At 59.2% G+C, this 26,613-nt stretch carries 26 protein-coding genes; 16 read left to right on the forward strand and 10 right to left on the reverse strand.

The window, feature by feature from the left end; genetic code table 11:
* Positions 1-57 precede the first annotated feature (57 nt).
* Positions 58-981, reverse strand: a complete 924-nt coding sequence (locus AC1UK9_RS14880; RefSeq protein WP_025109569.1) for a magnesium transporter CorA family protein — start codon at positions 979-981, stop codon at positions 58-60.
* A 7-nt stretch (positions 982-988) separates the two neighbouring features.
* Entirely contained in the window at positions 989-2,563 is a 1,575-nt protein-coding gene (locus AC1UK9_RS14885; RefSeq protein ID WP_482577821.1) for a RimK family protein, read from the reverse strand.
* Positions 2,564-2,655: 92 nt separating this feature from the next.
* Between AC1UK9_RS14885 and rimI the strand changes: the two genes are divergently transcribed.
* Positions 2,656-3,750 carry a ribosomal protein S18-alanine N-acetyltransferase gene (gene rimI, locus AC1UK9_RS14890; RefSeq protein ID WP_482577823.1) on the forward strand — a complete coding sequence of 365 codons (1,095 nt, stop codon included), beginning with the start codon at positions 2,656-2,658 and terminating at the stop codon, positions 3,748-3,750.
* A gap of 140 nt (positions 3,751-3,890) precedes the next feature.
* Here the strand turns inward: rimI and AC1UK9_RS14895 are convergent, their stop codons facing one another.
* Positions 3,891-5,036, reverse strand: a complete 1,146-nt coding sequence (locus tag AC1UK9_RS14895) for a PQQ-dependent sugar dehydrogenase (protein WP_482577825.1) — start codon at positions 5,034-5,036, stop codon at positions 3,891-3,893.
* Positions 5,037-5,088: 52 nt separating this feature from the next.
* Complete coding sequence (locus AC1UK9_RS14900) at positions 5,089-5,430, reverse strand: hypothetical protein (protein ID WP_482577826.1); 342 nt, start codon at positions 5,428-5,430, stop codon at positions 5,089-5,091.
* 189 nt (positions 5,431-5,619) lie between these two features.
* Between AC1UK9_RS14900 and ku the strand changes: the two genes are divergently transcribed.
* Positions 5,620-6,492 (forward strand): non-homologous end joining protein Ku, encoded by an 873-nt coding sequence (gene ku / locus AC1UK9_RS14905; RefSeq protein ID WP_473015858.1) that lies wholly within the window; start codon positions 5,620-5,622, stop codon positions 6,490-6,492.
* A gap of 154 nt (positions 6,493-6,646) precedes the next feature.
* Here the strand turns inward: ku and lpxO are convergent, their stop codons facing one another.
* Entirely contained in the window at positions 6,647-7,546 is a 900-nt protein-coding gene (gene lpxO / locus AC1UK9_RS14910; RefSeq protein WP_025109563.1) for a lipid A hydroxylase LpxO, read from the reverse strand.
* Between the two features lie 391 nt (positions 7,547-7,937).
* Between lpxO and AC1UK9_RS14915 the strand changes: the two genes are divergently transcribed.
* Both AC1UK9_RS14915 and AC1UK9_RS14920 read left to right on the forward strand, forming a co-directional pair.
* The gene (locus AC1UK9_RS14915) at positions 7,938-9,524 is read left to right on the forward strand and encodes an ABC-F family ATPase (protein WP_025109562.1); all 1,587 of its coding nucleotides are present in this window, start codon (positions 7,938-7,940) and stop codon (positions 9,522-9,524) included.
* Between the two features lie 280 nt (positions 9,525-9,804).
* Positions 9,805-10,998, forward strand: a complete 1,194-nt coding sequence (locus AC1UK9_RS14920; protein ID WP_482577828.1) for an MFS transporter — start codon at positions 9,805-9,807, stop codon at positions 10,996-10,998.
* Positions 10,999-11,119: 121 nt separating this feature from the next.
* Here the strand turns inward: AC1UK9_RS14920 and AC1UK9_RS14925 are convergent, their stop codons facing one another.
* Complete coding sequence (locus tag AC1UK9_RS14925; protein ID WP_025109560.1) at positions 11,120-12,157, reverse strand: alpha/beta hydrolase family protein; 1,038 nt, start codon at positions 12,155-12,157, stop codon at positions 11,120-11,122.
* A gap of 236 nt (positions 12,158-12,393) precedes the next feature.
* Positions 12,394-13,005 (reverse strand): FMN-dependent NADH-azoreductase, encoded by a 612-nt coding sequence (locus AC1UK9_RS14930; RefSeq protein ID WP_025109559.1) that lies wholly within the window; start codon positions 13,003-13,005, stop codon positions 12,394-12,396.
* 125 nt (positions 13,006-13,130) lie between these two features.
* Here AC1UK9_RS14930 and AC1UK9_RS14935 point away from each other — a divergent pair, with 125 nt between their 5' ends.
* Both AC1UK9_RS14935 and AC1UK9_RS14940 read left to right on the forward strand, forming a co-directional pair.
* Positions 13,131-14,039 carry a LysR substrate-binding domain-containing protein gene (locus tag AC1UK9_RS14935; RefSeq protein WP_025109558.1) on the forward strand — a complete coding sequence of 303 codons (909 nt, stop codon included), beginning with the start codon at positions 13,131-13,133 and terminating at the stop codon, positions 14,037-14,039.
* Complete coding sequence (locus AC1UK9_RS14940) at positions 14,036-14,395, forward strand: MmcQ/YjbR family DNA-binding protein (protein ID WP_473015862.1); 360 nt, start codon at positions 14,036-14,038, stop codon at positions 14,393-14,395. The genes AC1UK9_RS14935 and AC1UK9_RS14940 overlap by 4 nt, the downstream gene beginning before the upstream one ends.
* Positions 14,396-14,509: 114 nt before the next feature.
* Here AC1UK9_RS14940 and AC1UK9_RS14945 read toward each other — a convergent pair whose 3' ends face one another.
* Both AC1UK9_RS14945 and AC1UK9_RS14950 read right to left on the reverse strand, forming a co-directional pair.
* On the reverse strand, positions 14,510-14,938 hold the full coding sequence (locus tag AC1UK9_RS14945; RefSeq protein ID WP_482577830.1) for a DUF1294 domain-containing protein: 429 nt from the start codon (positions 14,936-14,938) through the stop codon (positions 14,510-14,512).
* Positions 14,935-15,765, reverse strand: a complete 831-nt coding sequence (locus tag AC1UK9_RS14950) for an undecaprenyl-diphosphate phosphatase (protein ID WP_025109555.1) — start codon at positions 15,763-15,765, stop codon at positions 14,935-14,937. The genes AC1UK9_RS14945 and AC1UK9_RS14950 overlap by 4 nt, the downstream gene beginning before the upstream one ends.
* A 305-nt stretch (positions 15,766-16,070) precedes the next feature.
* Between AC1UK9_RS14950 and AC1UK9_RS14955 the strand changes: the two genes are divergently transcribed.
* The 9 genes from AC1UK9_RS14955 to AC1UK9_RS14995 all read left to right on the forward strand — a co-directional run bounded on the left by AC1UK9_RS14955 (position 16,071) and on the right by AC1UK9_RS14995 (position 24,315).
* Positions 16,071-17,705 (forward strand): methyl-accepting chemotaxis protein, encoded by a 1,635-nt coding sequence (locus AC1UK9_RS14955; protein ID WP_473015864.1) that lies wholly within the window; start codon positions 16,071-16,073, stop codon positions 17,703-17,705.
* A gap of 193 nt (positions 17,706-17,898) precedes the next feature.
* Complete coding sequence (gene pnuC / locus AC1UK9_RS14960; protein WP_482577832.1) at positions 17,899-18,462, forward strand: nicotinamide riboside transporter PnuC; 564 nt, start codon at positions 17,899-17,901, stop codon at positions 18,460-18,462.
* Complete coding sequence (locus AC1UK9_RS14965) at positions 18,459-18,983, forward strand: AAA family ATPase (protein ID WP_025109552.1); 525 nt, start codon at positions 18,459-18,461, stop codon at positions 18,981-18,983. Before pnuC ends, AC1UK9_RS14965 begins: the two co-directional genes overlap by 4 nt.
* Before the next feature lie 335 nt (positions 18,984-19,318).
* Entirely contained in the window at positions 19,319-19,768 is a 450-nt protein-coding gene (locus tag AC1UK9_RS14970; protein WP_025109551.1) for a hypothetical protein, read from the forward strand.
* Position 19,769: 1 nt separating this feature from the next.
* Positions 19,770-20,342 (forward strand): hypothetical protein, encoded by a 573-nt coding sequence (locus tag AC1UK9_RS14975; RefSeq protein WP_025109550.1) that lies wholly within the window; start codon positions 19,770-19,772, stop codon positions 20,340-20,342.
* 71 nt (positions 20,343-20,413) lie between these two features.
* The gene (locus tag AC1UK9_RS14980; RefSeq protein WP_025109549.1) at positions 20,414-21,412 is read left to right on the forward strand and encodes a hypothetical protein; all 999 of its coding nucleotides are present in this window, start codon (positions 20,414-20,416) and stop codon (positions 21,410-21,412) included.
* 63 nt (positions 21,413-21,475) lie between these two features.
* Positions 21,476-22,156 (forward strand): C39 family peptidase, encoded by a 681-nt coding sequence (locus tag AC1UK9_RS14985; protein WP_025109548.1) that lies wholly within the window; start codon positions 21,476-21,478, stop codon positions 22,154-22,156.
* 44 nt (positions 22,157-22,200) lie between these two features.
* A complete protein-coding gene (locus AC1UK9_RS14990; protein WP_473015867.1) occupies positions 22,201-22,947 on the forward strand; it encodes a hypothetical protein in 747 nt (248 codons plus the stop codon).
* A 45-nt stretch (positions 22,948-22,992) separates the two neighbouring features.
* Positions 22,993-24,315 (forward strand): hypothetical protein, encoded by a 1,323-nt coding sequence (locus tag AC1UK9_RS14995; RefSeq protein WP_482577835.1) that lies wholly within the window; start codon positions 22,993-22,995, stop codon positions 24,313-24,315.
* A 102-nt stretch (positions 24,316-24,417) separates the two neighbouring features.
* Here AC1UK9_RS14995 and AC1UK9_RS15000 read toward each other — a convergent pair whose 3' ends face one another.
* Positions 24,418-25,743 (reverse strand): sigma-54 dependent transcriptional regulator, encoded by a 1,326-nt coding sequence (locus tag AC1UK9_RS15000; RefSeq protein WP_025109545.1) that lies wholly within the window; start codon positions 25,741-25,743, stop codon positions 24,418-24,420.
* 344 nt (positions 25,744-26,087) lie between these two features.
* Here AC1UK9_RS15000 and AC1UK9_RS15005 point away from each other — a divergent pair, with 344 nt between their 5' ends.
* Positions 26,088-26,354, forward strand: a complete 267-nt coding sequence (locus AC1UK9_RS15005; RefSeq protein ID WP_025109544.1) for a hypothetical protein — start codon at positions 26,088-26,090, stop codon at positions 26,352-26,354.
* Positions 26,355-26,613 lie beyond the last annotated feature (259 nt).

Genomic DNA, 26,613 nt, shown 5'->3' on the forward strand with positions numbered 1-26,613 from the left:
CCCACCCCTTCAAGTCTAAACATACAAGCGGGCTTGCTCGCGAAGGCGTCCGCTCAATCACTTGGCCAACCGCCGCAGCCCAAACAACATCCCCCCTGCCCCCAACAACATCACCAGCAGAAACACCGGGTACGAAATCCACCACGGCGTGCCTGCCGTCATCATGCTGAACTCCGACATCCCGCCGATGCTCGCAATCAGGTTCAACGGCAGAAACACCACGTTGATCAACGTCAGTTTGCGCAGCAGGTTGTTCATGCTGTTGTTCATCAGGTTGCCACGCGCATCGATCAGCCCGGAAAACACCGTGGAGTAGATCTCTGCCTGCTTGTAGCACTGGTTGTTTTCGATGATCAGGTCGTCGATCAGCCCGATCGCCTCGCTACCGAAATGCTGTTTGTCGGCATGATTACGCAGCCGCGTCAGCACCGCGCCGTTGCTGTGCAGGGCGTTGATGTAATAGATCAGGCTTTCGCTGAGGTTGAACATCTGCACCAGATGCTGGTTCTGCATCGAGGCGTTGAACTTCTGTTGAAGTTCACGGGCCACCAGTTTGATTACCTTCAGATGGCCGAGGTAGTGGTGAATGTTGTTGAACAGCAAATCAAGCAACACATCCAGCGGCGCGTTGAGCGGCTGGCGCGTGCCGATGCCGTGCAGCGGCGTATCGTCGGTGGCGATTACCAGCAGTTGCCCAGGTGAGAACAGCAAGCCGCAGGACGACACTTCAAATGCCAGGCTGCCACCGCCGGAATAGTTTTCCGGGCGTTTCCAGATCAGGAACAAGTGATCGGGGTGAAACTCGATTCGCGAGACTTCATCCGGGTCCAGCGCCGAGGCCAGCGCGTGTTCATCGACCTTGTAGTGACTGTGGAGCAAGTCGCGCTCGGCAGCATCGGGCTGACTGAACAGCATCACCTCGGCGTCCAGCCGCTCGACCCGCTGCAACGCGCCATGACTCAATGCAAAACTGCTGATCATCGGCGCTTCACCAGGCCTGGCCGCGACGTTTGAGCTCCAGCCGTCGCACAAACTCTTCCAGTACCAGTGAATACAGATCGTCCTGCAAATAAGCGTCTTCGATGCCGGCGTCGAGGTTCGGGTTGTCGTTGACCTCGATCACCACCACCTTGTCGCCAGCCTGTTTAAGATCCACGCCGTAGAGGCCGTCGCCAATCAGGTTCGCGGTCTTCACCGCCAACTCCACCACCGCACGCGGCGCTTCATGAACGGCCATAGTGCGGCACTCGCCGTTGATGTCCTGGCCCTTGGCCTTGTGGTTGTAGATTTGCCAGTGACCCTTGGACATGAAGTATTGGCAGGCAAAGATCGGCTTGCGGTTAAGCACGCCGATGCGCCAGTCGTACTCGGTGTAGAAAAACTCCTGGGCCAGCAGCAACACCGAGTGTTCAAACAGTTCTGCGGTGGCCTCAAGCAGCGCCTGCTGGCTTTCAACCTTGATCACCCCACGGGAAAAACAGCCGTCGGGAATCTTCAGCACCAGCGGAAAGCCGAGGCGCTCGCCGACCCGTTCGAAATCTTCCGGTCGTTCCTTGTAGAGGATTTCGGTGGCAGGCATGCCCAGTTGATGGCTGTTGAGCAGGTCGGTCAGATAAACCTTGTTGGTACAGCGCAGAATCGACGTCGGATCGTCCATCACCACCAGCCCTTCGCTTTCAGCCTTCTTGGCGAAACGATAGGTGTGGTTGTCGACGCTGGTGGTCTCGCGAATCAGCAAGCCGTCGTACTCGGCGAGCCGCGCATAGTCCTTGCGCTCGATCAGCTCGACATCGATGCCCATGCGCTTGCCGACTCGCACGAAATTCTCCAGTGCCTTGGGGTTTGACGGCGGCAGCGCTTCCTGCGGATCGTGCAGGATCGCCAGGTCATAACGCGCTACTTGTGGCGAGCGCGGCACCCGCCAGACTTTACGGCTGAAACCGTCCAGTGCATTGGCGAACTGATCTTCCTGATCGTCACGCAACTTGTGCAAGGCGCCAGACTTTATGCCTTCGATGTGCCAACCGTTAGTTCGACGAAACTCAACTAACAAAATCGGACACGGGAACACTTCAAACAACTGACGGGCCAGATCCTGCAGCGGCTCGATATGCGTGTTGCCGAAATAAAGTGTCAGGGTGAAACCTTCGGTATCACTGTACAGATGATGACTGAGCGCTTTTTCCAGGGTTTTATCCAGGTCATCCAACGCCAGCCCGTACAGTGATTTTCTGGTCAGTTCGCTGATGGTGCGTACCGAGGGAATCACCTTGTGCCCACGGGCTTCCGCCAGCAGCGAGCAGTAGTAACCGTGCCCCAGGTACTTGTAACTGCGGCACAGATTGATCACCTGCACGCGCTTGCCCGGCTCACTGTCACGGGTTTGCTCAAGGTATTCCTGCGCGGTGACGATGTCCTCGCTAGGAAAGTATGAGGCCCAGTCTTCCTTGCGTTCGACGATGATCAACACTTGACTGGAAGTTCTGATGGCTGGATTTAAAAAAGTTGCCGCCGGCAAACTTTGCTCGGATACTTCGCGCCAATGACCCTGTACCGCTGACATAGAGATTGATCCGTTGGAGAACAAGACCATTTCTATTAAGCACGAAGTTTTTCGAAAGTCCCGTTTCGTTACGCAACTTTTACGGTGGTCATATGAAGGCTGTTTTTCGTTTGGCGGTAGTTGAAGATCTGCCGGCGCTGCTGGCTCTGGAAATGCAATGTTTCACCACCGATCGGCTGACCAGCCGCAGCTTCCAGTGGATGATCACCCGCGCCCATGCGCAGTTGCTGGTGGCCGAACATGAGGGGCAATTGCTCGGCTACGCGCTGGTGCTGTTTCATCGCGGCACGTCGCTGGCGCGGCTGTACTCCATCGCCATTGCCAGCGAAGCGCGGGGCATCGGTTTGGGCAAACAGTTGCTGCAACGTATCGAGGCCTGCGCGGTGGAGCACGATTGTGCGTACTTGCGCCTGGAAGTGCGCATCGACAACCCCGCCGCGATTGCCCTGTACGAGCGCAACGGCTATCGGCGCTTTGCGCTGATTCACGATTACTACGAAGACCATGCCGACGCGCTGCGTCTGGAAAAGCGCATCGTGCAGCACCGTGATTCACTCGGCATCAAGGTGCCCTACTACCCGCAAACCACCGAGTTCACCTGTGGCCCGGCATGCCTGTTGATGGCCATGGGCGCGCTGCAACCCGGGCGTTTGCTGGAGCGGCGTGAAGAACTGCAACTCTGGCGAGAAGCGACCACCGTGTTCATGACCTCGGGTCACGGCGGCTGCAGCCCGCAGGGTCTGGCGCTGGCGGCATGGCGCCGGGGCTTTCGCGTACGTTTGCAATTGAGTATGGCCGGGCCGTTGTTTCTCGACGGCGTGCGCGATGAGCATAAAAAAGACGTCATGCGCCTGGTGCATGAGGAGTTCAGCGCGCAACTGCAGGAGACCGACATCGAACGGATGATTGGCACCCATCTTGATCTGCCGCGCCTGCTGGGGACTGGCGGTCAGCCTCTGGTGCTGATCAGCAGCTATCGCCTGACCCGCTCCAAGTCACCGCACTGGGTGGTGGTTACCGATTGCGACGAAGATTTTGTGTACCTGCATGACCCCGACGTCGATCACAGCCAGCATCGTCAGCCCATGGATTGCCAGCACGTGCCGGTCAGCCATGGGGAGTTTGAGAAGATGAGCCGGTTTGGGCGAGGGAAATTGCGCGCGGCGGTGGTCTTGTCACCTCGATAAGTCTTCGCGCTAAGAAACCCGTGGCGAGGGGGCCTGCCCCGCTGGGTCGCGGAGCGGCCCCTGTTTTAACCAGGCCTGCTTCGCAGGCGAACGGGGGCAAGCCCCCTCACCACAGGATTATCCGCCTGCCAGGACGAGGGTTACTTCAGGCCGACCTTGTACAACGAGCCATTGTCCTCATCCGTCAGCACATACAGATAGCCATCCGGCCCCTGCCGCACGTCACGAATTCGCTGCTTCAGATCGCCCAGCAAGCGCTCCTCGTGCACCACCTTGTCTCCGTCAAACTGCAACCGGATCAATTCCTGACTGACCAGCGCGCCGATAAACAGATTCTGCTGCCAAGGCTTGAAGCGATCGGCATCGTAGAACGCCATGCCGGTAACGCCGGGTGACTTCTCCCAGACATGGTGCGGATCAACGGCGCCCTCGACACTCTTGCCCTTGGCTTCCGGGATCGGTTGCAGGGAGTAGTTGATGCCGTGGGTCGCCAGCGGCCAGCCGTAGTTCTTGCCGCGTTCGATGATGTTCACCTCATCGCCACCACGGGGACCGTGTTCGTTCTCCCAGAGTGTTCCGTTCCATGGATTGAGCGCCGCGCCTTGCGGGTTGCGATGACCGTATGACCAGATTTCCGGACGCACGCCGGACTGCCCCACGAACGGGTTGTCATCCGGCACCTTGCCATCGGGGAAGATCCGCACCACCTTGCCCTGCAGTTTGTCGAGATCCTGCGCGGTAGGCCGGTCGTTGTTTTCGCCCAGGGTGATGAACAGGTAACCGTCGCGGTCGAACACCAGCCGTGAACCAAAGTGATTGCCGGTCGACAGTTTCGGCTCCTGACGGAAGATCACCTTGAAGTCGTTCAAGGTGCGCAGGTCATCCGAGAGCCGTCCACGGCCCACCGCCGTTCCGGCCATGTCCCCGGCGCCACCACCCTCGGCGTACGACAGGTAGACCAGCCGATCCTGCTTGAAGTCCGGCGACAGCACCACATCGAGTAAACCACCCTGCCCCTTGGCCCAGACCTTGGGCACGCCGATGATAGGCTCCGAACGTTTGCCGTCGGCACCAATCACCCGTAGGGCGCCCGGACGCTCGGTTACCAGCATGCCTTGGCGATCGGGCAGAAAGGCCAGTGCCCAGGGATGTTCGAGACCCTGGGTAATGGTCGTGACCTCAAGGGTGCCCTGTTCGCTTTGCAGCTCTTTGGGGGTAGTGGCGAACACCGGAGCGCTGACCAGCGCGCCGGCGCACAGCGTGGCTAGAAGGGTTTTACGCAACATGCACGATTCCTTTTGTTCGTCTGAAAGGCTTGCAGGCGCTCAGGCCTGGCGTTCACCGGTTGCTGTCTCCGTCTCGTGGAGGAGGATTGGGAATGAATTTCGGCGGCGTACTCGGTACTGAACGTTGCTGCTGGCCATTGCCGATGCCGCCGTTGCCGACCGTTGGCATGCTCGGCACCGGCACCGTGCCGGGCCCGCGAATCACCGGCGCACTGGGCTGTGTGCCCTGCATGCTGTTGGGATTGGCCCGGCGGATCGGGCTGTTGTAGGGATTGTTGTTGGTGCCCGTGGGACTTTGCGCCAGCAACAGCGGCGCGGACGGTGCCCCGACATCAGCATGCGCCAGACCTGCCCCAAAAAGCAGAACGATGATGCCTAGCGGAATTCGGTTCATGGGTCAGCCTCACGATGCACAGGGGATAGAGCCTTCGTGTCCACGCTACGCCGCCGGTTCGGATTTGTTAACCCATGGCCTTTAAACAACATGTAACACGGCTTGACCAGAACCCTTGGGGCCCACGCAATCACTGGAAACTTTCGCCGCGCGTCGCAGGTCACCTGATCATCACTCGGAGAACTGACCATGGCTCGGGCAATCTGGAAAGGCGCGATCAGCTTCGGACTGGTGCACATCCCCGTCGCGCTGGTGTCGGCAACGTCCTCGCACGGTGTCGACTTTGACTGGCTGGACAGCCGCAGCATGGATCCGGTGGGCTATAAGCGGGTCAACAAGGTGACCGGCAAGGAAGTCACCAAGGAGCACATCGTCAAAGGCGTGGCCTATGAAAAAGGTCGCTACGTGGTGCTCAGCGAGGAAGAAATCCGTTCAGCACATCCGGTATCGACCCAGACCATCGACATCTTTTCGTTCGTCGATGCCGAGCAGATCCCGCTACAGAACATCGACACGCCCTACTACCTCGCCCCGGACAAACGCGGCGGCAAGGTCTACGCGCTGCTGCGTGAAACCCTGAGCAAAACCAACAAGGTCGCCCTTGCCCGTGTCGTTCTGCACACCCGGCAATATCTGGCTGCACTGATGCCGCTGGAATCGGCGCTGGTGCTGGTCAAATTGCGCTGGCCGCAGGAAGTGCGCGGTCTGGATGAACTGGAGCTGGGCAGCGAGGTGACCAAGCCGCAACTGGCCAAGGGCGAGCTGGATATGGCCAAGCGCCTGGTGCAGGACATGAGCGGAGACTGGAGTCCCGAGGACTACAAGGACGAATTCGAAGACAAGATCATGGCCCTGGTCGAGAAAAAGGCCCATGAAGGCAAGATCGAAGATGTCGAGACGGTGGGTGGCGAGGAAGAGCGCAAAACGGCGGATGTCATCGATTTGACCGAGTTGCTCAAACGCAGCCTGGGCGGCAAAGCGCCGGCCAAGACCCGGGCGAAAGCCAAGCCGGCCAGCAAGGCTGCACCGGCGAGAAAGACCAAAAAAGCTTCTGGGGAATAGTCAGATGCGGTTCCTGTCAGGAAGTGGACAGGTTGGCTTTGAGACACTCTTCGCGAGCAGGCTCGCTCGCACATTTGGAATGCATTTCTTTCTGAGGGAATGTAACCCTCAGGATTAATCATCCGCTGTGGAAGCCAGCCTGTTGGCGATGCGGTCAGATCAGAATGAAGATCGCCAGCAAACCGCCGAAGATCGCCCACTTTTCCATGTAATAGCGGGCGCGATTACGTTTTTTCAGCTCTTTGCCACGCAGGCGGACTTTGTAGATCCTGGTGAACAGCCGGTTGATCCCGCCGGTACGGTCGCCCGCATCGTTTGGCGCACCGGCCGCCGACATCACGGTGCGGCTGAACCAAGCGTTGAACGCCGCCGCCCAGCGGTATTTCATCGGGCGCTCGATGTCGCAGAACAGGATGATGCGGTTCTTGTCGGTGGTGTTTTCGGCGTAGTGGATGTAGGTCTCATCGAACATCACCGCTTCGCCGTCGCGCCAGTGATAGCTCTCGCCGTCGACATTGATGTAGCAACCGGCGTCGTTCGGCGTGTCCAGCCCCAGGTGGTAGCGATAGGAGCCGGCATACGGGTCACGGTGACGCACCAGTTTCGAACCCGGCGGCAGCTCGGCGAACATTGCAGCCTTGATCGACCCGATGCTCTGCACCAGCTCGGTGGTCCGCGGGCACAGCTTCATCGCCGACGGATGGCTCTCGCCGTACCACTTGAGGTAGAAACGTTTCCAGCCACTTTTGAAGAACGAGTTGAAACCGACGTCATCGTACTGATTCGAGCGCTTGATCTCACCGGCGCGCAGCAGATCCTGACCCTCCTGGCGAATTTCTTCCCAGTGCGCCTGCAACGGGCTCAGGTCCGGAAACTCCGATGGATCGAGGTACGGCTTGTTCGGCTTCTTCGAAAACAGGTAGAGGAAGCAGTTGATCGGAGCCAGAAACGTCGAGTGATCGCTCAGTTGACGGCCCAATTTGTGACGCACACGACCACGAAGGTGAACGTATGCAATCGAAATGACATAAATAGCGGCAATGATGAGTTTCACGGAAATCGTCACACGTCAAAAGTGAACAAACTGCGCGCCTGCCGGCCGGAGGCCCAGGGTCTGATGCAGTGGCATGAATACAAATACTGTCCCGGTGGCACTTCCTTGAGCCCATGCCGTTAGCGGCTCTTGGGTTATCGGATGGCATTTTAGCCATACTTTGTAACCAATGGTGAACCTCATCTGTGAAAAACTGTCCGCTGAATCTGCCAAACGGCAGTCGCGGCGTCATCGCCCTATCGTTTAAAGCGCCAGACCAGTACAATCGCCGCCAAACTTTACGCGCCCCCCTTGGTTGATGCCGGGACTCTCCCCGCCTCAGCGCACTTTGACTCGGGCCAAGCGCTCCGGCCGCACCCTCGCTACTCAGAATGCTTCGCAGGAAAAACTCTTGATTTCTACAGCTAACATCACGATGCAGTTCGGCGCCAAGCCGCTGTTCGAAAACGTTTCGGTCAAATTCGGCGCGGGCAACCGCTACGGTCTGATCGGCGCCAACGGTTGCGGCAAGTCGACCTTCATGAAAATCCTCGGCGGCGATCTCGATCCGTCCGGCGGTCAGGTCATGCTCGAGCCGAACGTGCGCCTGGGCAAGCTGCGTCAGGACCAGTTCGCCTACGAAGAATTCACCGTGATCGACACCGTGATCATGGGTCACGAAGAGCTGTGGAAGGTCAAGGCAGAACGCGACCGCATCTACTCGCTGGCGGAAATGTCGGAAGAAGACGGCATGGCCGTGGCCGAGCTGGAAACCGAGTTCGCCGAGATGGACGGCTACACCGCCGAATCCCGCGCCGGTGAGCTGCTGCTGGGCCTGGGTATCGGCATCGAGCAACATTTCGGCCCGATGAGCGAAGTTTCGCCAGGCTGGAAGCTGCGCGTATTGCTGGCTCAGGCACTGTTCTCCGATCCGGAAGTGCTGCTGCTCGACGAACCGACCAACCACCTGGACATCAACACTATTCGCTGGCTGGAAAACGTCCTGACCCAGCGTAACAGCCTGATGATCATCATCTCTCACGACCGTCACTTCCTGAACAGCGTGTGCACACACATGGCTGACCTGGATTACGGCGAGCTGCGCCTGTTCCCGGGCAACTACGACGAGTACATGACCGTGGCGACCCAGTCCCGCGAGCAGTTGCTGTCGGACAACGCCAAGAAGAAAGCGCAGATTTCCGAGCTGCAATCGTTCGTCAGCCGCTTCTCGGCCAACGCCTCGAAAGCCAAGCAGGCCACTTCCCGTGCCAAGGCGATCGACAAGATCCAGCTGGCCGAGGTCAAGCCTTCCAGCCGTGTCAGCCCGTTCATCCGTTTCGAGCAGAACAAAAAGCTGCACCGTCAGGCCGTCATGGTCGAAAAGATGGCCAAAGGTTTCGACGGCAAGCCACTGTTCAAAGACTTCAGCTTCCAGGTTGAAGCTGGCGAGCGCGTGGCGATCATCGGCCCGAACGGTATCGGCAAGACCACCCTGCTGCGCACGCTGGTCAACGAACTGACGCCGGATGCCGGTAGCGTCAAGTGGACCGACGCCGCAGAACTGGGCTACTACGCTCAGGATCACGCTCACGACTTCGAAGACGACGTGACGCTGTTCGACTGGATGGGTCAGTGGACGCAGGGTGAGCAGATGATTCGCGGTACTTTGGGCCGCATGCTGTTCTCCAACGACGAGATCCTCAAGTCGGTCAAAGTGATTTCCGGTGGTGAGCAAGGTCGCATGCTGTTCGGCAAGCTGATCCTGCAGAAGCCGAACGTGTTGATCATGGACGAACCGACCAACCACTTGGACATGGAATCGATCGAGGCGCTGAACCTGGCGCTGGAAAACTACCCGGGCACGCTGATTTTCGTCAGCCACGACCGTGAGTTCGTATCGTCCCTGGCCACGCGCATCATCGAGCTGAGCCCGGATGGTGTGACTGACTTCAGCGGCACCTACGATGACTACCTGCGTAGTCAGGGTGTTGTTTTCTAAAGGTCGCTACACACCTTTAGCTGCAAGCTGGCATTGAAAAGCCCTGTCTGTGTGACGGGGCTTTTTGCATTTCAGGGGCGAACGATTTGTCGGTGCGACTGCCTTCGCGAGCAAGCCCGCTCCCACAGGGGACCACACTCCAAATGTGGGAGCGGGCTTGCTCGCGAAGAGGCCCTCGAATACACCGCCAGCGCCAGGAAAAATAGTTAGCCTGCTTCCTTTTATTCCAGCGCCAAGCCATGATGCCGGCTCTCCTACCGCCGCCCGCGAACGAGCCCTCATGTCTGCGCAGCAACAGCCCCCGCAAAGCTCCATGGCGATCACCCTGCAGATCGTTTCCATCGTTTTCTATACCTTTGTTGCCTTCTTGTGCATCGGCCTGCCGATTGCCGTGTTGCCCGGCTATGTGCACGAACAACTGGGGTTCAGCGCGATCATTGCGGGACTGGTGATCGGCTCACAGTACCTGGCCACCCTGCTCAGCCGACCAATGGCCGGGCGCATGTCGGACACCATCGGCACCAAGCGCGCGATTGTTTACGGGTTGTCGGGGATCGTGCTCAGTGGGCTGCTGACGCTGCTGTCGACGCTGCTGCAGGACTTCCCGTTACCGAGCCTGCTGATTCTGATCGCCGGGCGGCTGTTGCTCGGAGTCGCGCAGGGCTTGATCGGGGTCGGCACCATCAGTTGGTGCATGGGCCAACTCGGCGCCGAACACACGGCGAGGTCGATCGGCTGGAACGGTATTGCTTCCTATGGCGCGATTGCGATCGGCGCGCCATTGGGTGTGGTGATGGTTGCCGATTACGGTTTTGCCAGCCTCGGCGTCGCTCTGTCGGTATTGGCGGCGGGCGCTCTGGTGCTGATCCGCAATAAACCCTCGGTGCCGGTGATCCGCGGCGAGCGGCTGCCTTTTTGGGCGGTGTTCGGGCGCATTGCACCGTTTGGCGCCAGTCTGAGCCTGGCATCCATCGGCTACGGCACGCTGACCACCTTCATCACCCTCTATTACCTCAATCGGGGCTGGAGCGGCGCCGCGTACTGCCTGACGGTGTTTGGCGTGTGCTTCATCCTCTCGCGGTTGCTGTTCATTTCAGCCATCAGCCGCTTTGGCGGCTTCAACTCAGCCATCGCCTGCATGACCATTGAAACCGTCGGCCTGGTGCTGTTGTGGCTGGCGCCGTCCACCGCGTTCGCGTTGCTCGGTGCGGGATTGGCCGGTTTCGGCCTGTCGCTGGTGTATCCGGCGCTGGGGGTTGAGGCGATCAAGCAGGTACCCAATTCCAGCCGGGGTTCGGGGCTGGGGGCGTATGCGGTGTTCTTCGATCTGGCGCTCGCGATTGCCGGGCCGCTGATGGGCGCGGTGGCGTTGAACCTGGGGTATTCGTGGATTTTCTTCAGCGCGGCGCTGTTGTCGGTGATCGGGCTGGGATTGACCTTGTTGCTCAAGCGCCGGGCAAGTTTTCAAGACTGAAATACATTGTCCCTTGTGGGAGCGGGCTTGCTCGCGAAAGCGGTGTATCAGTCACCTGATGCACTGACTGACACGGCGCTTTCGCGAGCAAGCCCGCTCCCACAGGGGGGAATTGAGTCGTTCACTGATCGGCGGTCTGCATCCCCGCCCGGCTCGGTTTGCCAAGCGTACGCGAAAAGAACTGTCCGGCTTCGGAAATCAGGTTGCGATGGATGTCTTCGCGATCCACACCGTCGGCGTCGGTACACAGCGCCGGCATGGCGCGGATCTGCTCTTCGTTGCACGGCGCCATGAACACGAAGTGTCCTGCCCCGGCAAGCAATTTGAAGTCCGGCGCAGTCGGCAGCTTGCGCGCCAGCGCCGCAGCATTCTTGTCGAAGGCCACCAGTTTGTCGCCATCGCCGCTGTACAGCAGCACCGGCACATGCACATCCGCCAGGGTGTGACGACCGAACTTCAGGCTCAGCGGTGCCATCAGCAACAACGCATGCACGCGCGGATCGGCTACGGGCTGCAAGTCATCCCGATCGACGATCAGCTCGCCCTGGGTGTTGCAGGCATCGCGGTCGTCCGGGCGTTCCTGGCAGTAACGGCGCAAACGATCCAGGTCCGGCTGCGCGCCGGAAAGGATCAACGCGGTCTCGCCGCCGGCCGAATAACCGATCACTCCGACCTGATCGGCGTTGACGAACGGCGACAGCATCGGGTCGCCGAGGGTGGCGGTGATCGCTTCGGAAATCTGGATCGGCCGTCCATACAGATTGCTCAGGGTGCCGAGCCGGCTGTGATCCTTGGAGTTGTCGCCGGGATGAATCACCGCCACCACCACAAAGCCCTTGCGTGCCAGCGAAGTGGCGAGGTCATGCAGCGCGATGGGGGTGCCGGTGTTGCCGTGGGACAACATCAGCATCGGGAAGCGGCCAATGGCGACCTTGGTGTCGGCGCCGGCCTCGACGGTGTAGCCCTCAAGCAGGCTGGTGTGTTCGCGGTCGCTGGAGGGATAAAAGGCGATGGCGCGCATCGGCTGCAGATCCAGAGGATCGAGGAACGTCATTTCGTGATATCCGACGCTCCAGACAGGGTGACGCCCGGGCGCGGCATGCACTGAACCGAGGCTGCCGAGCAGGCAAATCAGTAACGTTGCACAAAGACGCATCATCGGATGGCCCACCCTGTGTTACTCAATCGAAAGATCCTTCGTGTTCCGACGCCCGAAACCCCGTGGTTCGGTGATCCGGCGCGGCGTTGCACTCAGACGTTGATCGTTTGACTGCATAACCCGGGCCAGATTATGCAACAGTCAGAAACAAAAAACTCCGCATCTGGCCCTTGCAGAACCAGAATACAGAGTTTTTTGGGAGGCTACCTGAACGGCAGCTGGTCTTTACGCAATGCTTACGCAGCAGCGAACAGTTGCTCGCTGATCTTCGCCTGAGCAGCGCTCATCGCGTTGTTGCGCACTTCATCACCGTAAGCGAGGCCTTCGGCACGGACGATTTCGATGTCGGTGATGCCGAGGAAGCCCAGAACCAGCTTCAGGTACTCTTCGTGAGCGATGCCGCTCGCCTGACCGGCGTGGATGCCGCCGGAGGTGGAGACGATGACCACTTTCTTGCCACCGCACAGGCCTTCAGGCCCGGCTTCGGTGTAGCGGAAAGTCTGGCCGGCAACGGCCACGCGGTCGATCCAGGCTTTGAGCTGGGTCGGTACGGTGAAGTTGTACATCGGTGCGGCGATAACGACGGCATCAGCAGCGATGAATTCAGCCAGGGTCGAAGCGCTCAGTTCAGCTTCATGCTGTTGTGCGGCGTTGCGCAGCTCAGCAGTGGTGCCGGCGGCGACCAGGGTGGTCGACGAGAAGTGGCTGATGGCGTCGGCGGCCAGGTCGCGATAGGTCACGACGGCGGCAGGCTCGGCGGCTTGCCAGGCTTTGACGACTTGACTGCTCAACTGACGGGAAGCCGAGTTGTCGCCCAGAATGCTCGAATCGATGTGCAGCAGTTTCATGTGGAATCTCCTGGAAAGAATCGCCGGCGGCGACGGAATGGAGACAATCCTACGGAAGAAACCAATAGCTGATTAGCCGCCGACAATGCGATAGTTCGTCCCACTGATAGAACGGTGGACTTTTCATGCAGGATCTTAACGATCTCTACTATTTCGCCAAGGTCGTCGAGGCCGGTGGCTTCGCGGCGGCCGGGCGTTTGCTGGGCATTCCCAAATCACGCTTGTCACGGCGCATTGCCGAACTCGAAGAGCGTCTGGGCGCCCGCCTGCTGCAACGCACCACCCGCCAACTGAACCTGACCGCTGTCGGTGAGCGTTACCTGCGCCACTGTCAGGCGATGTTGCTCGAAGCGGAAATGGCCGACGAAGCGGTCGCGAGCATGTCCAGCGAGCCGCGCGGCCGCTTGCGTGTGTCGTGCCCGACCGGCCTGGCGCGAGAAATGTTGCCATGGGTGATCAGCGAATTCCTCGGCAAATTCCCTCAGGTGCAACTGGAGGTGGTGCTGCTCAATCGCCGGGTGGATCTGGTCGCTGAAGGGTTCGACGTGGCACTGCGCGTGCGGGAACTCGGCGATGAAGATCCGTTGCTGGTAACCCGCCGTTTGCGCCAGGCGCAAATGGTGGTGGTTGCCAGCCCGACATTTGTCGAAGGCAAAACAATCAGCCACCCGCAGGACCTGAAGAACCTGCCGGTGCTCGGCGCGCTGGAAGCCGACCGTATGGTGCACGTACGCTTGCTCGATCAACAGGGCAACAGTGTCGAACTGAACATGGAAGCGCGGCTGGGCATCGATGACTTCATCGTACGCAAGGCCTGTGTGCTGGCCGGCCAGGGCTTTACCCTGCTGCCGATGATGTATTGCGAAGCCGATCTCGAAAGTGGCGCGCTGGTGCAATTGCTGCCCGAGTGGTCGTTGCCTGGCGGCTGGTTGCAGGCGGTGTATCCGCATCGGCGCGGGGTGATGCCAGCGGTGCGGGCGTGGATCGACCATCTGGTCGAATCGTTCAATGCGTGTGGGGAGCGACTGTTATGACCAAGGGAAAAATGAACGAAGCGGATGTCGCCGCCTTCTGCCTGGCCTTGCCGGGCGCGCAGGAGGATTACAAATGGGGGGGCGTGCGGGTGTTTTCGATCGCCGGCAACAAGATGTTCGCCTTGCAGGGGCTGCGCGGGGATTCGTTGGCATTCAAGGTCGACAAGGATCTGTTTCTCGGCCATTGCGATCGCCCGGGCATTCAACCGGCGCCTTATCTGGCGCGGGCGCAGTGGATCATCATGCATCCGCCCTACCCGCTGGGCGCCGAGGAGCTGCAAGGATTGCTGACGCGATCGCATCAGTTGGTGGTGAGCAAGCTGCCGAAGAAAACCCAGGTTGGATTACTGCTTTGACACCATCTCTGTAGGAGTGAGCGTGCTCGCGATGGCGTCGTATCTGTCAAAGAGATGTCGACTGATACACCGCTATCGCGAGCAGGCTCACTCCTGCAGGGGATTTGTGGTGCTTTAGAACAGTGAAAGCAGGTTCGAGCCGATAAACAGCTGATCGATCCAGAACACCTGGTGCAATGCCACGATCGCCCAGAACAGCATCTGAAATGACACCTTGCGCGTCTTGTGACGGAACACCTGTTGGGCAATCAACGCGCCGGGCCAGCCGCCCGCCAGTTCCAGTGCGTGCAGGATGTTCTCCGGGGTGCGCCAGGCATCGGCGCGCGCCTTGCGCTTGTCCGCCCAGTACATGAAGAACGTCAAGACGCTGACCACACCGTAGGCGGTCAGTGGCACCAGCGAGATCCCGCGCAGCCACATCGACAGCGAGCCGAATGCCGGCAATGCGCAGACGATCAGCAACACCGCCAGTTTCAGTTTCAAATGCTGAATGCCGCCACCGGACGGGCGTCCGTCCGGGCGACGCGCGCGTGAATCACTCATGCCTTGGCCGCCGACCAGTCCACCCAGCCGAACTGCCAGGTCGCCAGAATCACCAGTCCGAAGACAATCCGGTACCAGGCGAACGCTGCGTAGCTGTGGCTGGCAATGAACTTGAGCAGACCGCGCACGGCGATCATCGCGAAGATGAACGCGGTGATGAAACCGATGGCGAACACCGGGAAGTCTGCCGGCACGAACAGATGACGATATTTGTAACCGGAATACACCGCCGCACCGACCATGGTCGGCATGGCCAGGAAGAACGAGAACTCGGTCGCAGTCTTGCGCGACAGGCCGAACAGCAGACCACCGATGATCGTCGAGCCGGAGCGCGAGGTGCCAGGAATCATCGCCAGGCACTGGGCGAACCCGACTTTCAGCGCGTCCTTCCAGGTGATCTCGTCCACGGTTTCGGCATGTACCTCATGCTGCCGGCGTTCGGCCCACAACATGATCACCCCGCCGATTACCAGCGCGGTCGCAACGGTGATCGGGTTGAACAGGTATTGGTGGATCAGATCGGCAAATATCACCCCCAACACCACTGCCGGCAGAAAGGCGATCAGCAGATTGGCAGTGAAGCGCCGCGCACTCGGCTGGGTCGGCAAGCCCATCACCACGTCGAGAATCTTGCGACGAAATTCCCAGACCACCGCCAGGATCGCGCCGAGCTGGATGATGATGTTGAACGCCATGGCCCGTTCGCCGCCGAAGTCGAGCAGGTCGGCAACAATGATCTGGTGTCCGGTACTGGAAATGGGCAAAAACTCCGTCAGCCCCTCTACAACTCCAAGAATCAGTGCCTGCAAGGCGGTCCAAAGATCCATCAATCCCCCAAAGAGCGATGCACGCCGGCATGCCCCGATAATATTTTTCTAACGTTCACTGCGTTCAGCGTAGCTGTTTGTTGCTGTACCGATTCCGCGCGCACAGGATCCACACGAAACGGTCAAAATTCCGTGAAATATCAACTTGGATTCAGGTTTTCATGCGCGGGGCCGAAATCCTAACAGACAAGCCTTAATAGTGCTGCGGCGTTATACGACTTGGGTCGCGTATGCCCGACCACCGAAACGTGGTTGGATGCTGGCGTTGATTTATTACAAGAAAAAGAAATCGGAGTGACAGCGTTATGAACAGCTTGCGCAGTGTGTCGATCAGCCGACGCTTGTGGCTCATCTTGGTTGTGGCCGTGGTCATGCTGTTGACCTTGGGTGTGTTGATGCTCAAGCAGATCCACGATGACCTGTACCACGCCAAGGCGCAGAAAACCCAGCATGTGGTGCAGACCGCCAGCGGCCTGCTGACCTACTACCACGACCTGGAAACCACCGGCACCCTCACCCGCGACGCCGCGCAGAAGCAGGCGCTGACCGCCATCCGTGGCCTGCGCTACGACCAGAGCGACTACTTCTGGATCAACGACCTCACGCCCGTGATGGTCATGCACCCGACCAATCCCAAGCTTGAGGGCCAGAACCTCTCGGCGATCCGCGATCCGGACGGTTTCGCGGTGTTCAACGAAATGGTTGCGATCGCCAAAAGCCAGGGCGCAGGCATGGTCGATTACCGTTGGCCCAAGCCCGGCGCCAGCGAGCCGGTGGCGAAGACCTCCTACGTCAAACTGTTCGAACCGTGGGGCTGGGTGCTCGGGTCCGGCGTCTATATCGATGATGTGCAGAGCGAGTTTCGCGGCCAGGTGATCAAGGCGACGGTGATCGGTCTGGCGATTGCCGTGATCATGGCCCTGCTGGTGATTTTGATTGCCCGCAGTATCGTGCGCCCGCTGCAGGAAACCGTGAACGCCATGGCCAACATCGCCAGCGGCGAAAGCGACCTGACCCGCAGCCTCGACACTCACGGCCAGGACGAAGTCACGCAACTGGCCCATCACTTCAATGCCTTTACCGCCAAATTGCGCCGGGTCATCGGTGACTTGCAGGTCTCGGCCAGCGCACTGGGCCAGTCGTCCAGCGAACTGGGCAACGATGCCACCCAGGCCCAGCAACGCAGCCAGCAGCAATCGCAGCAGATGGAGCTGGTGGCGACCGCGATCAATGAAGTGACCTACGGCGTGCAGGATGTAGCGAAGAATGCCGAGCACGCCGCCGCTGAAATGCGCGACGCCGAAGCTCAGGCGCAACAGGGCCAGATCAACATCGACGGCAGCCTGCAACAGATCGACAAGTTGTCCGGAACCATTGATCAGGCGGTCGAAGTGATTCGCACGCTGGCGGCGGAAAGCACGCAGATCGGCAGTGTGCTGGAAGTGATTCGTTCGATTGCCGAGCAAACCAACCTGCTGGCGCTCAACGCAGCCATCGAAGCGGCGCGCGCCGGTGAACAGGGTCGGGGTTTTGCGGTGGTGGCCGACGAGGTTCGCCTGTTGGCACAGCGCACGCAAAAGTCGACGGCGGAAATCCAGGCCATGATCGAACGCCTGCAGAATCACTCCGAAGCGGCGGTGAAGGTCATCGGCGACAGCAGCAAGGCTTCGCAACTGACCATCGAACAGGCCGGCCTCGCGGGCGCCAGCCTGAATGCCATCGGCCAGGCGCTGCGCAATCTCAACGGCCTGAACGCCTCGATTGCCAGCGCCACGCTGCAACAGGCGCATGTGGTCGAGGACATCAACCAGAACGTCACCCAGGCGGCCGGCCTGTCCCACAGCACGGCGCTGGCGGCGGAACAGTCGAGTGCAGCGAGCGTCAAGCTTGGGCAGTTGAGTGAGCAGTTGAACCAGTTGTTGCGTCAGTTCCGTGTCTAAACCGTAACCTGTGGGAGCGAGCCTGCTCGCGAAGGCGTCGTGTCAGTCAGTGAATCAGGTGACTGATACACCGCTTTCGCGAGCAGGCTCGCTCCCACAGGTTAATCGGTTCCGTCAAAATCGGTAACAGGCTCGTTCCCACAGGTTTTTGGGTACAATCCGCTCCCTCCTCAACTCCCTCCAAGGAAGCCACATGTCCGGGCTTGAACTGTTTGCCGCCGCCCTCGGCGTGATCGCCGTCTGGCTGACGGTCAAACAGAATCCGTGGTGCTGGCCGATCGGCCTGGTCATGGTGTTGCTGTACAGCTGGATCTTCTATGACGTGAAGCTGTATTCGGACATGTTGCTGCAAGTGATCTACGCCGCACTGCAAGTTTACGGCTGGTGGCAATGGACCCGTGCCGGAACAATGCACGACGGGCGCGACGTCACGCGTCTGGACCGGCGCTCGATCCTGCTCGGCCTGAGCGCGGGCGCCCTCGGCAGTCTGCTGCTCGGCGCGGCCATGGCGCACTGGACCGACGCCGCACAGCCGTGGCTCGATGCCGCACTGACGGCGTTCAGCCTCGTCGCGCAATTGTGGATGGCGCAGAAGCGCCTGCAATGCTGGGCGCTGTGGTTCGTGCTGGACGTGATTTTCGTCGGTCTGTTTCTTTATAAGGGGCTTTACCTCACCGCCGCGCTGTATGCCCTGTTCACCCTGATTGCGGTGCAAGGCTGGCGTGAATGGCGCGCCGATCCGGCGTTGCAGCCATGAAGGTCGTGGTCCTGACCGGCCCGGAGTCCACGGGCAAGAGCTGGCTGGCGGCCGGCCTTCAGGCACACTTTGGTGGTTTGCGGGTGGATGAATACGTGCGCTGGTTCATCGAACAGAATCCGCGCGATACCTGCCTCAACGACATCCCCGACATCGCCCGAGGGCAGTTGCAGTGGGAAGATCAGGCCCGGGCGCAGCGCCCCGAACTACTGATTCTCGACACCCACCTGCTGAGCAATATCCTCTGGAGCCAGACCCTGTTTGGCGCCTGCCCGGCATGGCTGGAACCCGAACTGCTGGCGCGGCATTACGACCTGCACCTGGTGTTGTCGCCGGAGCAGATCGACTGGACCGACGATGGCCAGCGTTGCCAACCGCAACTCAGCGAGCGCATGGCGTTCTTTCAAGCCACCCGCGACTGGCTTGAACAGCATGGGCAAACGCTGCAGATCATTCAGGGCAACTGGGATGAGCGCCGCGCGCAGGCTTTCGAGGCGGTCGCTGATTTATTGGCTGATTGACCCGGCGAACAGCCCCTTTCGGAGCACAAGTGTCCATTCCTGAAACACCCACTCCAGCGCAAAGCAGCCATTTCAATGGCCTTCATCGTTTTGTCAGAATATCTGTTACGCGCGTGAAACAGTCCCCGGCAAACCCTTGTTCCAGAGCTTTGCGCCGACATTGACCGGGTGGTTGCCTGCCTGACTGTTTCAGCGCTGAAACAGCTTGTGTATCAGCGCCACACGGCTCATCGCCAACCCGTTGAAAATCAACAACAACTCAAAACCGGCACAGCTTTCGCTCTCTCCTTCCCAACGCTGACAAGAGCCAGCCCACTGAAGAAGGAATTGCCGCCGTGGGGAACTTCAATAAAGGCCTGACCTGCCTTCTGCTGATCGGATCAGCAGCCAGCACATTCATCAGTTTCAACGTTCAGGCCGAAGGCAATGGCGTGATCGTTCTCAACCGCGACGTCCAGCCCATTCCCATCGGACGCAGCGGTGGCAAAGACCCCTACCCGACCACGGTCAATGCCAATCCTTCCGATCGAATCAATCAAGCGATGAACAGCACCGAACTCAATGACGGTGACTTCGCCAGTGTAGCCAGCGGCTCCTCGATCCGCAGCAACATCATCACACCGAACTCGGACATGCCCGGCATGAACGTTCTGACCAACCCTAACGGCCTGCCAGGCATGAGTGCCGGTCACGGTGGCGGGGGTGGCGGCACGATCTCCAACACGATCAATCGCTCGTTGAGCACCGGTCTGGCACCGCTGACCCGCATGGCTGGAGGCCAATGAGATGAATCGTTCCCTTCTGCTGCTTGCCCTCTTCGGCTGCGCCAGTGTGATGGCCGATCCCAGTTCAGTGAACAACGCAGACATTCAGGACACCGGTGTGCAGTACCGCGGCAACTTCAACGTCAACCAGGCAGCCGGCGACCAGATGCAACAGACCAATACCAAGGCAATCGCTATCGGCACCAACGCCAGCGCCTCAACCATCGTCAGGCAAAAGCTCGATACACCTGCCAATCCGTCGATGAACGCCAGCGCCACCATTGGCGGTAACTCTTTCAGTAATGGCAACGGAATCCTGGGCGTGAACCAGGGCGCCGGGGCCAACAACCAGATGGCCAACGTGACGCGCGTCAGCATCAGTGCTGCCCCGCAAAGCGTTGACGACAGCGCCCTGTCGCAACAGAACGTGGCGCTTTTACCGAGCTCAGGAGCAACTGGCACCTCACCCGGCAGTCGCCAGGTCACGACAAGTGATCAGGCCTTCACCGGCAGCCGAGGGGTGATTCAGGTGAACCAGAGTGCCGGGGTGGGGAACCGTATGGCTAACACCCTGAGCATCCGGGTCGCTGACTGACCCAAACAAGAAGCAGTGCAATTAGAAAGTACCAACACTTAACCAACTAATAAGCACGACGGAGAAACACCATGAAAACTACAATGGCTCTCAAACCACTGGTTTTCGCTCTTGCAGCAGTAATGGCAATGGCGGCTCAAGCAGGCGGCAACGATCATGGTAACAATGGTGGTCACGGTCACAACCCTCCTCCACCAAAAGGTCCAACCCTGGAAGAGCTGCTGCAAATCGGCGCAGGTGCCGGTGCCGCAGTGCTCGACGTGCAAAACAACGGCGGTAATACCGTCCTGAACCAGGGCACCCAGAACAACGCCGGCATCAGTGGCTCGCTCAACGGCGCCAACGGCAACATCGGTGCAAACAACGTGGCCGGCGACGGCAACCAACAAGACAACGCCGCTGCTCTGGCAACCGCTGACGAAAGCTTCATCTTCGGCTCTGCGGTGTCTGCTTCCAGCGCTACTCAGGTGAACAGCAACAACACCGTTGGCAACTACTCCAGCACTAACAACGCCGCTATGAACAACGTCGGCAACAGTGGCTCGGGTAACATCGGCGTGAACAACGCTGCCGGCAACTTCAACCAACAGAAAAACAACCTGGCAATCGCCGTGTCCGGTGGTCGTGTAGCGCAAGCTGCAGCAGCGGCCAACCAAAGCACTACCGGTCTGCAAGTCGGCAACAACGGCACTCAGACCTTCAAGAAAGACACCCTCACTGGCACTGTCGCCGCCGTCGGCGTATTCGGCGCCGTGGGCGAAGCGACCATCAAAGGTGACAGCCACAGCGGTGGCGGCTACGGCAATGACGACAAAGGCCATGGCGGCAATGGCGGCAGCAAAGATCAGAAAGCTACCTTCGAAGCTGTGGGTGCCTTCGGTCTGGCTGGTGTAACCACTCAACAAGTGCTGACTCCAGACGGCTGGAAAAACCCTGTCACCAACACTGCCAGCATGACCAACGTAGGCAACAACTGGTCGGGTAACGGTGGCTTCAACAACGCCTCCGGTGTTGGCAACCAACAAAGCAACTCGCTGTCCATCGCTGCAGGTTGCAAAGCCTGCATGTAATCGCGATCGAAACGAAAGCCCCGGAAACGGGGCTTTTCCTCAGTCCGCAAAGGCGTATCGATCATGCGTAAGACTGCCTTTATCGCCCTGCTTTGCCTGTCCGGCCTGACCCAGGCTGCCCAGATGCCCGTCGCTGCCCTGCCCGGCGGCGTACTCGTCTACAAGAACGTGCAAAGCATCCGTGAACGCAAGTTTGCCGACATCGTCGAACAGAAAACCGATTTCAGCTGCGGCGCTGCCGCACTGGCCACGGTACTGCGCCAGGCCTATTGGCTCGACGTCGATGAGGAGCACATCATCAAAGGCATGCTGGTCAACGCTGACCAGGACCTTGTTCGCACTCAAGGTTTTTCCATGCTGGACATGAAGCGCTACATAGAAAGCATCGGCATGCGCGCCAGGGGTTACAAGATTCCGCCGGAGAAGCTCGACGCAGTCACGATCCCGGTGGTGGTACTGATGGAAATTCGCGGCTACAAGCATTTCGTGGTGCTGCAGCGTTCGGACAAGGATTGGGTTTACATCGGAGACCCGGTTCTAGGCCACAAACGCTACTCCCATGATGACTTTGTCAAAGGCTGGAACGGCATTGTCTTCGCCATCGTCGGCCCCGGATACGACAAAACCAATGCACTACGCAGTCCTCCGGCACCGCTGACCGCCAAGAACAAGCTCGATACTTTCAACCCTGTCAAAGATGCTGAATTGATGGACTTCGGTTTCATACAGAGCGACTTCTTTTAATCGCCGATTATAAAGAATGGGACTGGATGTCCCGGGAGCAGCAGATGAAAACCTCATACTGGCTGGCCGCCGCCTGCCTGGCAGCGAGCGCGTCAGGCTATGCCAATGCAGGGTTCAAACCTATCGAAATCCAGGACCAGGAGCTCGCCGAGCTACGCGGTCGTTATGTCATGCCGGGGCGGATCATCAGCTTCGGCATTGTCATGAGCAGTACCTGGCGCAATGCCAGCGGTGATCTGATCGGGGCTGCGACTTCGATGCAGATTCAGGCCGCCACCATCAAACCGGAATTCTATGTCACGACCATCAAGCAACAGGGCAATGGCAGCACCCCGACTCCGGGCACTGGCAATGTCATCGGTGGTTCGGGGCTCGACAGCAGCCAGGGCGTGACCCAAAGCGTACGCGCCGCCGGCGACGGCAACACCGCCAACAACAATGTGGCGATCAATGTTCAGGAAGCCAATACCCCTCCTCCTCTGGTACCTGCACAAGGTCAGGCACTGATGGCCGGGCAGACGATCGGAGCCAGCAATGCCGCCGGCAGCGTCGCCGTTTCGGCCACCAGCAGTGGCGTGCAGATGGCTATTCAAGCCTCGGGGAATCAAGGCACGGCCCTGCAACAAGTCGCCCAGGGCGGCCTGCTGCAGAACACTCGCCTGCTGGGCAGCGCCAATGTGGTCAACAATATGACCCAACTCAATGTTGTGCTTAACAATAACGGCATCAGCCCCGGCGCACTGGACTGCAACCTGACTCAACTCAGGGCACTACGCAATATCGGATATTGAACTACGCTGAGTCTCGATCATTGGGCTTAAAGGGACGGCTTATTCATGTATCGATCAGTATCACTGCGTGCCGCTGTATGTTTGAGTACTCTTCTACCCGCAGCCATGCTGCAAGCGGCACCGGACGCCGACGTAGAAGCCCTGAAACAGGAGCTTCTGGAGCTGAAGCAACGCTACGATGTACAACAAAAAGCCCTGGCGGTGCTCGAACAACGGGTCCGCCAGGTCGAAGACCAACCGGCGGCCCCGCAACCCAAGCGTCTGGCCAAGTCGCCAGCCGACATGAAAGGCAATCCAAAAGTCGCCACCACCACCGGGGCTCCCGGCGTTGGCGCGGCAGCAGCGTCGGGGGGCGCAGCCGGGGGCAGTGGTGCTTCCTACGGGCAATCACTGGCCGACGATTCGCAACCGGCGCAGAGTGTGTCCAACCTCTATGATGAAGCCAGCGGCTTCTTCGGTGGCGGTAAATTCAGCTTCGAAACCGGCGTGACCTACTCGCGTTACGACACACGCCAACTGATCCTCAACGGCTTCCTGGCCCTGGACTCGATCTTCCTGGGCAACATCAACCTCGACCGGATCAAGGCCGACACCTGGACGCTGGACCTGACCGGCCGCTACAACTTCGACAACCGCTGGCAGTTCGACGTCAACGTGCCAGTGGTTTACCGCGATTCGACCTACCAGTCCGGCGGCGGCAATGGCGGTGCGTCCAACGTGACCACGGAACAGGACGTATCACGTGATCCGACCATCGGCGACGTCAACTTCGGCATCGCATACAAGTTCCTCGACGAGTCGGTCAACACCCCGGATGCCGTAGTCACCCTGCGGGTCAAGGCGCCCACCGGCAAGGACCCGTTCGGGATCAAGCTGCGTCAGACCGACGCCAACTCCAACCTGTTCGTGCCTGACACCTTGCCCACCGGTAACGGCGTCTGGTCGATTACCCCCGGCGTCTCGCTGGTCAAGACGTTCGACCCGGCTGTGCTGTTCGGCAGCTTGTCCTACACCCACAACCTGGAGGAGTCGTTCGACGACATCAGTTCGACGGTCAACCAGAAAACCCCGGGCAAGGTCCGTATCGGTGACAGCTTCCAGATCGGCGCCGGTATTGCGTTCGCTCTGAACGAGAAGATGAGTATGTCGTTCTCGGTGTCTGACCTGGTGCAACGCAAGAGCAAGCTGAAACAGGATGGCGGCGATTGGCAATCGGTGGTGTCCAGTGACGCCAACGCCGGTTACTTCAACGTCGGCATGACCATTGCCGCCACGGATAACCTGACCATCGTGCCCAACCTGTCGATCGGCATGACCGACGACGCCCCGGACTTCTCCTTCAGCTTGAAATTCCCGTACTACTTCTGACGCAGGAAAGCCCCGCCGATGCGGGGCTTTCATGCAAAAAGAACGCCGTGGTCACAGCGCCTGCCGCTTCACTGCACAGGCGCCGCACCCACGGCGTGCTTTTTAGCGGATCTGATGTTTGTGCAACAGGCGATAAAACGTCGGCCGCGACACCCCCAGCACCTTTGCCGCCACACTGAGATTGTCGCTGTGCCGGTTCAACACGTCGCACAGCGCCTGGCGTTCGGCGCGGGTCTTGTAGTCTTCGAGCGTGCCCATGGGCGTGGTCATCGAATGCTGGCTGATCAATCCCAGATCACGGGCCTCGATCTGCCGTCCCTCCGCCAGTACCAGCCCCCGTCGCACGCGGTTGGCCAGCTCGCGAACGTTGCCCGGCCAATCGTGTTTGCCCATGGCGATCAACGCGTCTTCACTGAAGCTGCGTGGACGGCGACCGGTCTCGTGGCTGTAGAAGTGGGAAAAATGGTTGGCCAGCATCGACAGATCACCGTGGCGTTCGCGCAACGGTGCGGTCACCACTTGCAGCACATTGAGCCGATAATACAGGTCCTCACGAAAACGCTTTTTCTCGATGGCCGCTTCGAGGTCGACGTGGGTGGCTGCCAGGACGCGTACATCAACCGGGATCGGCTGACTGCCGCCGACGCGTTCAATGTGTTTTTCCTGAAGAAACCGCAGCAGGTTGGCCTGCAACTCTAGCGGCAGATCGCCGATTTCATCCAGGAACAACGTGCCACCATTGGCCGCCTCGATACGCCCGACCTTGCGCTGATGCGCACCGGTAAAGGCGCCTTTCTCGTGGCCGAACAGTTCGGACTGGATCAAGTGCTCGGGAATCGCCCCGCAATTGATCGCCACAAACGGCTTGCTGTGGCGCTGGGACTGGCGATGCAAGGTGCGGGCGACCAGTTCTTTACCGGTGCCGCTTTCACCACGAATCAGGACCGGCGACTCGGTCGGCGCCAGTTTGCTCAACAACTTGCGCAGCTCGCGAATCGGCTTGCTGTCGCCGAGCAACTCATGCTCAGGCTGATCGATGTGAATCGTCCCCTGCCCGCGCAAGCGCGCCATGCCAAACGCCCGGCCAAGCGTGACCTGAACCCGTGAGACATCGAACGGCAAAGTATGGAAATCGAAAAACCATTCGCAGACGAAGTCGCCGACGTTCTGCAGCCGTAGAACTTCCTGATTCAGCACCGCGATCCACTCGGTGCCGCTGCGGCTGATCAGTTCCTTGACCGCTTCGGGGCGTTCGAGGTGAAAAGGCTGCAGTCGCAGCAGTCCGACATCGCATGTCCGATCGGCGGCGTTTTCCAGGGTACAACTGTCGACATCCCAGCCCACGGCACGCAAACCGGGTAACAGGCGATGACAGTCGTCACAGGGGTCGACTACCAATAAACGTCGTAACGCTGGCACTTCGATCATGACTGTTCCTTGGCGCCAAATTTAAGGAAATTATTGTAAAAACAGTCATTTGGCAGACCCGACTGTAACATTAGCAAGAAATTGACAGGGCCTTGTATCGATTGCTTATAGATGTACAAGGTAACGAGTTATAAGAAGCAAGTTTATTAGTCAGCTATCGAGTTGAATCTTTCAATCAGCTTTCAAAAACGGTCTGCTGCCTGAGCATAAGCAATAAAGTTGAAATTTCTTTGTGTCATGTGTGACCTGCCACGGGGTTGCGTGCATCAGTACAAGTAACCAGCCGAACGGTAAGCCCAACCGACGGCACATCACTTGATTGGGCACGACAGAGAGAAGACCCCATGACCGCCCCGCTCCGTATCAACGAAGCTCTTTTGATTGCCAACCACGCATTTAAACCCTTCCAGTGCGTGGCCTGGGCCCCACAAGACGGCAACGGCGAACTGAACCTGACCGTCATCGACCGTACCAACTCGCACATCGGCCGCAAGCAGATTCCGAGCAGCGCCTACTCCGATCCGGCGCAACTGGAGCAACTGCTGCAACAGGCACGCGCCGAACTGAGCGAAGAAGGTTACCTGCTGCAATCGTGGTCGATGCCTGACTGACAAGAGGGCAATGCGGATGACGTTGGCGTCATCCGCCCTCTGCATCTTTAGTTATCCGTTACTTTTTATCTTCGGTACTTTTGCACAACTTCTTTTAAAGCGTCAGGCGCCATTGCTTGTCACGCTTTCATTTGGTTCAAAAAGACACTGTTCTGGCACAGTGCGACCCTCCACCTGTTAGTTATGTCAGTTGTACTTCGATGTATTCAGGGATTGAATGTTTCGCTCATGCAGTTACCCGCCCTATCGGGCCTGGTCA

Source organism: Pseudomonas sp. AK-TSAG1-1, assembly GCF_056821665.1.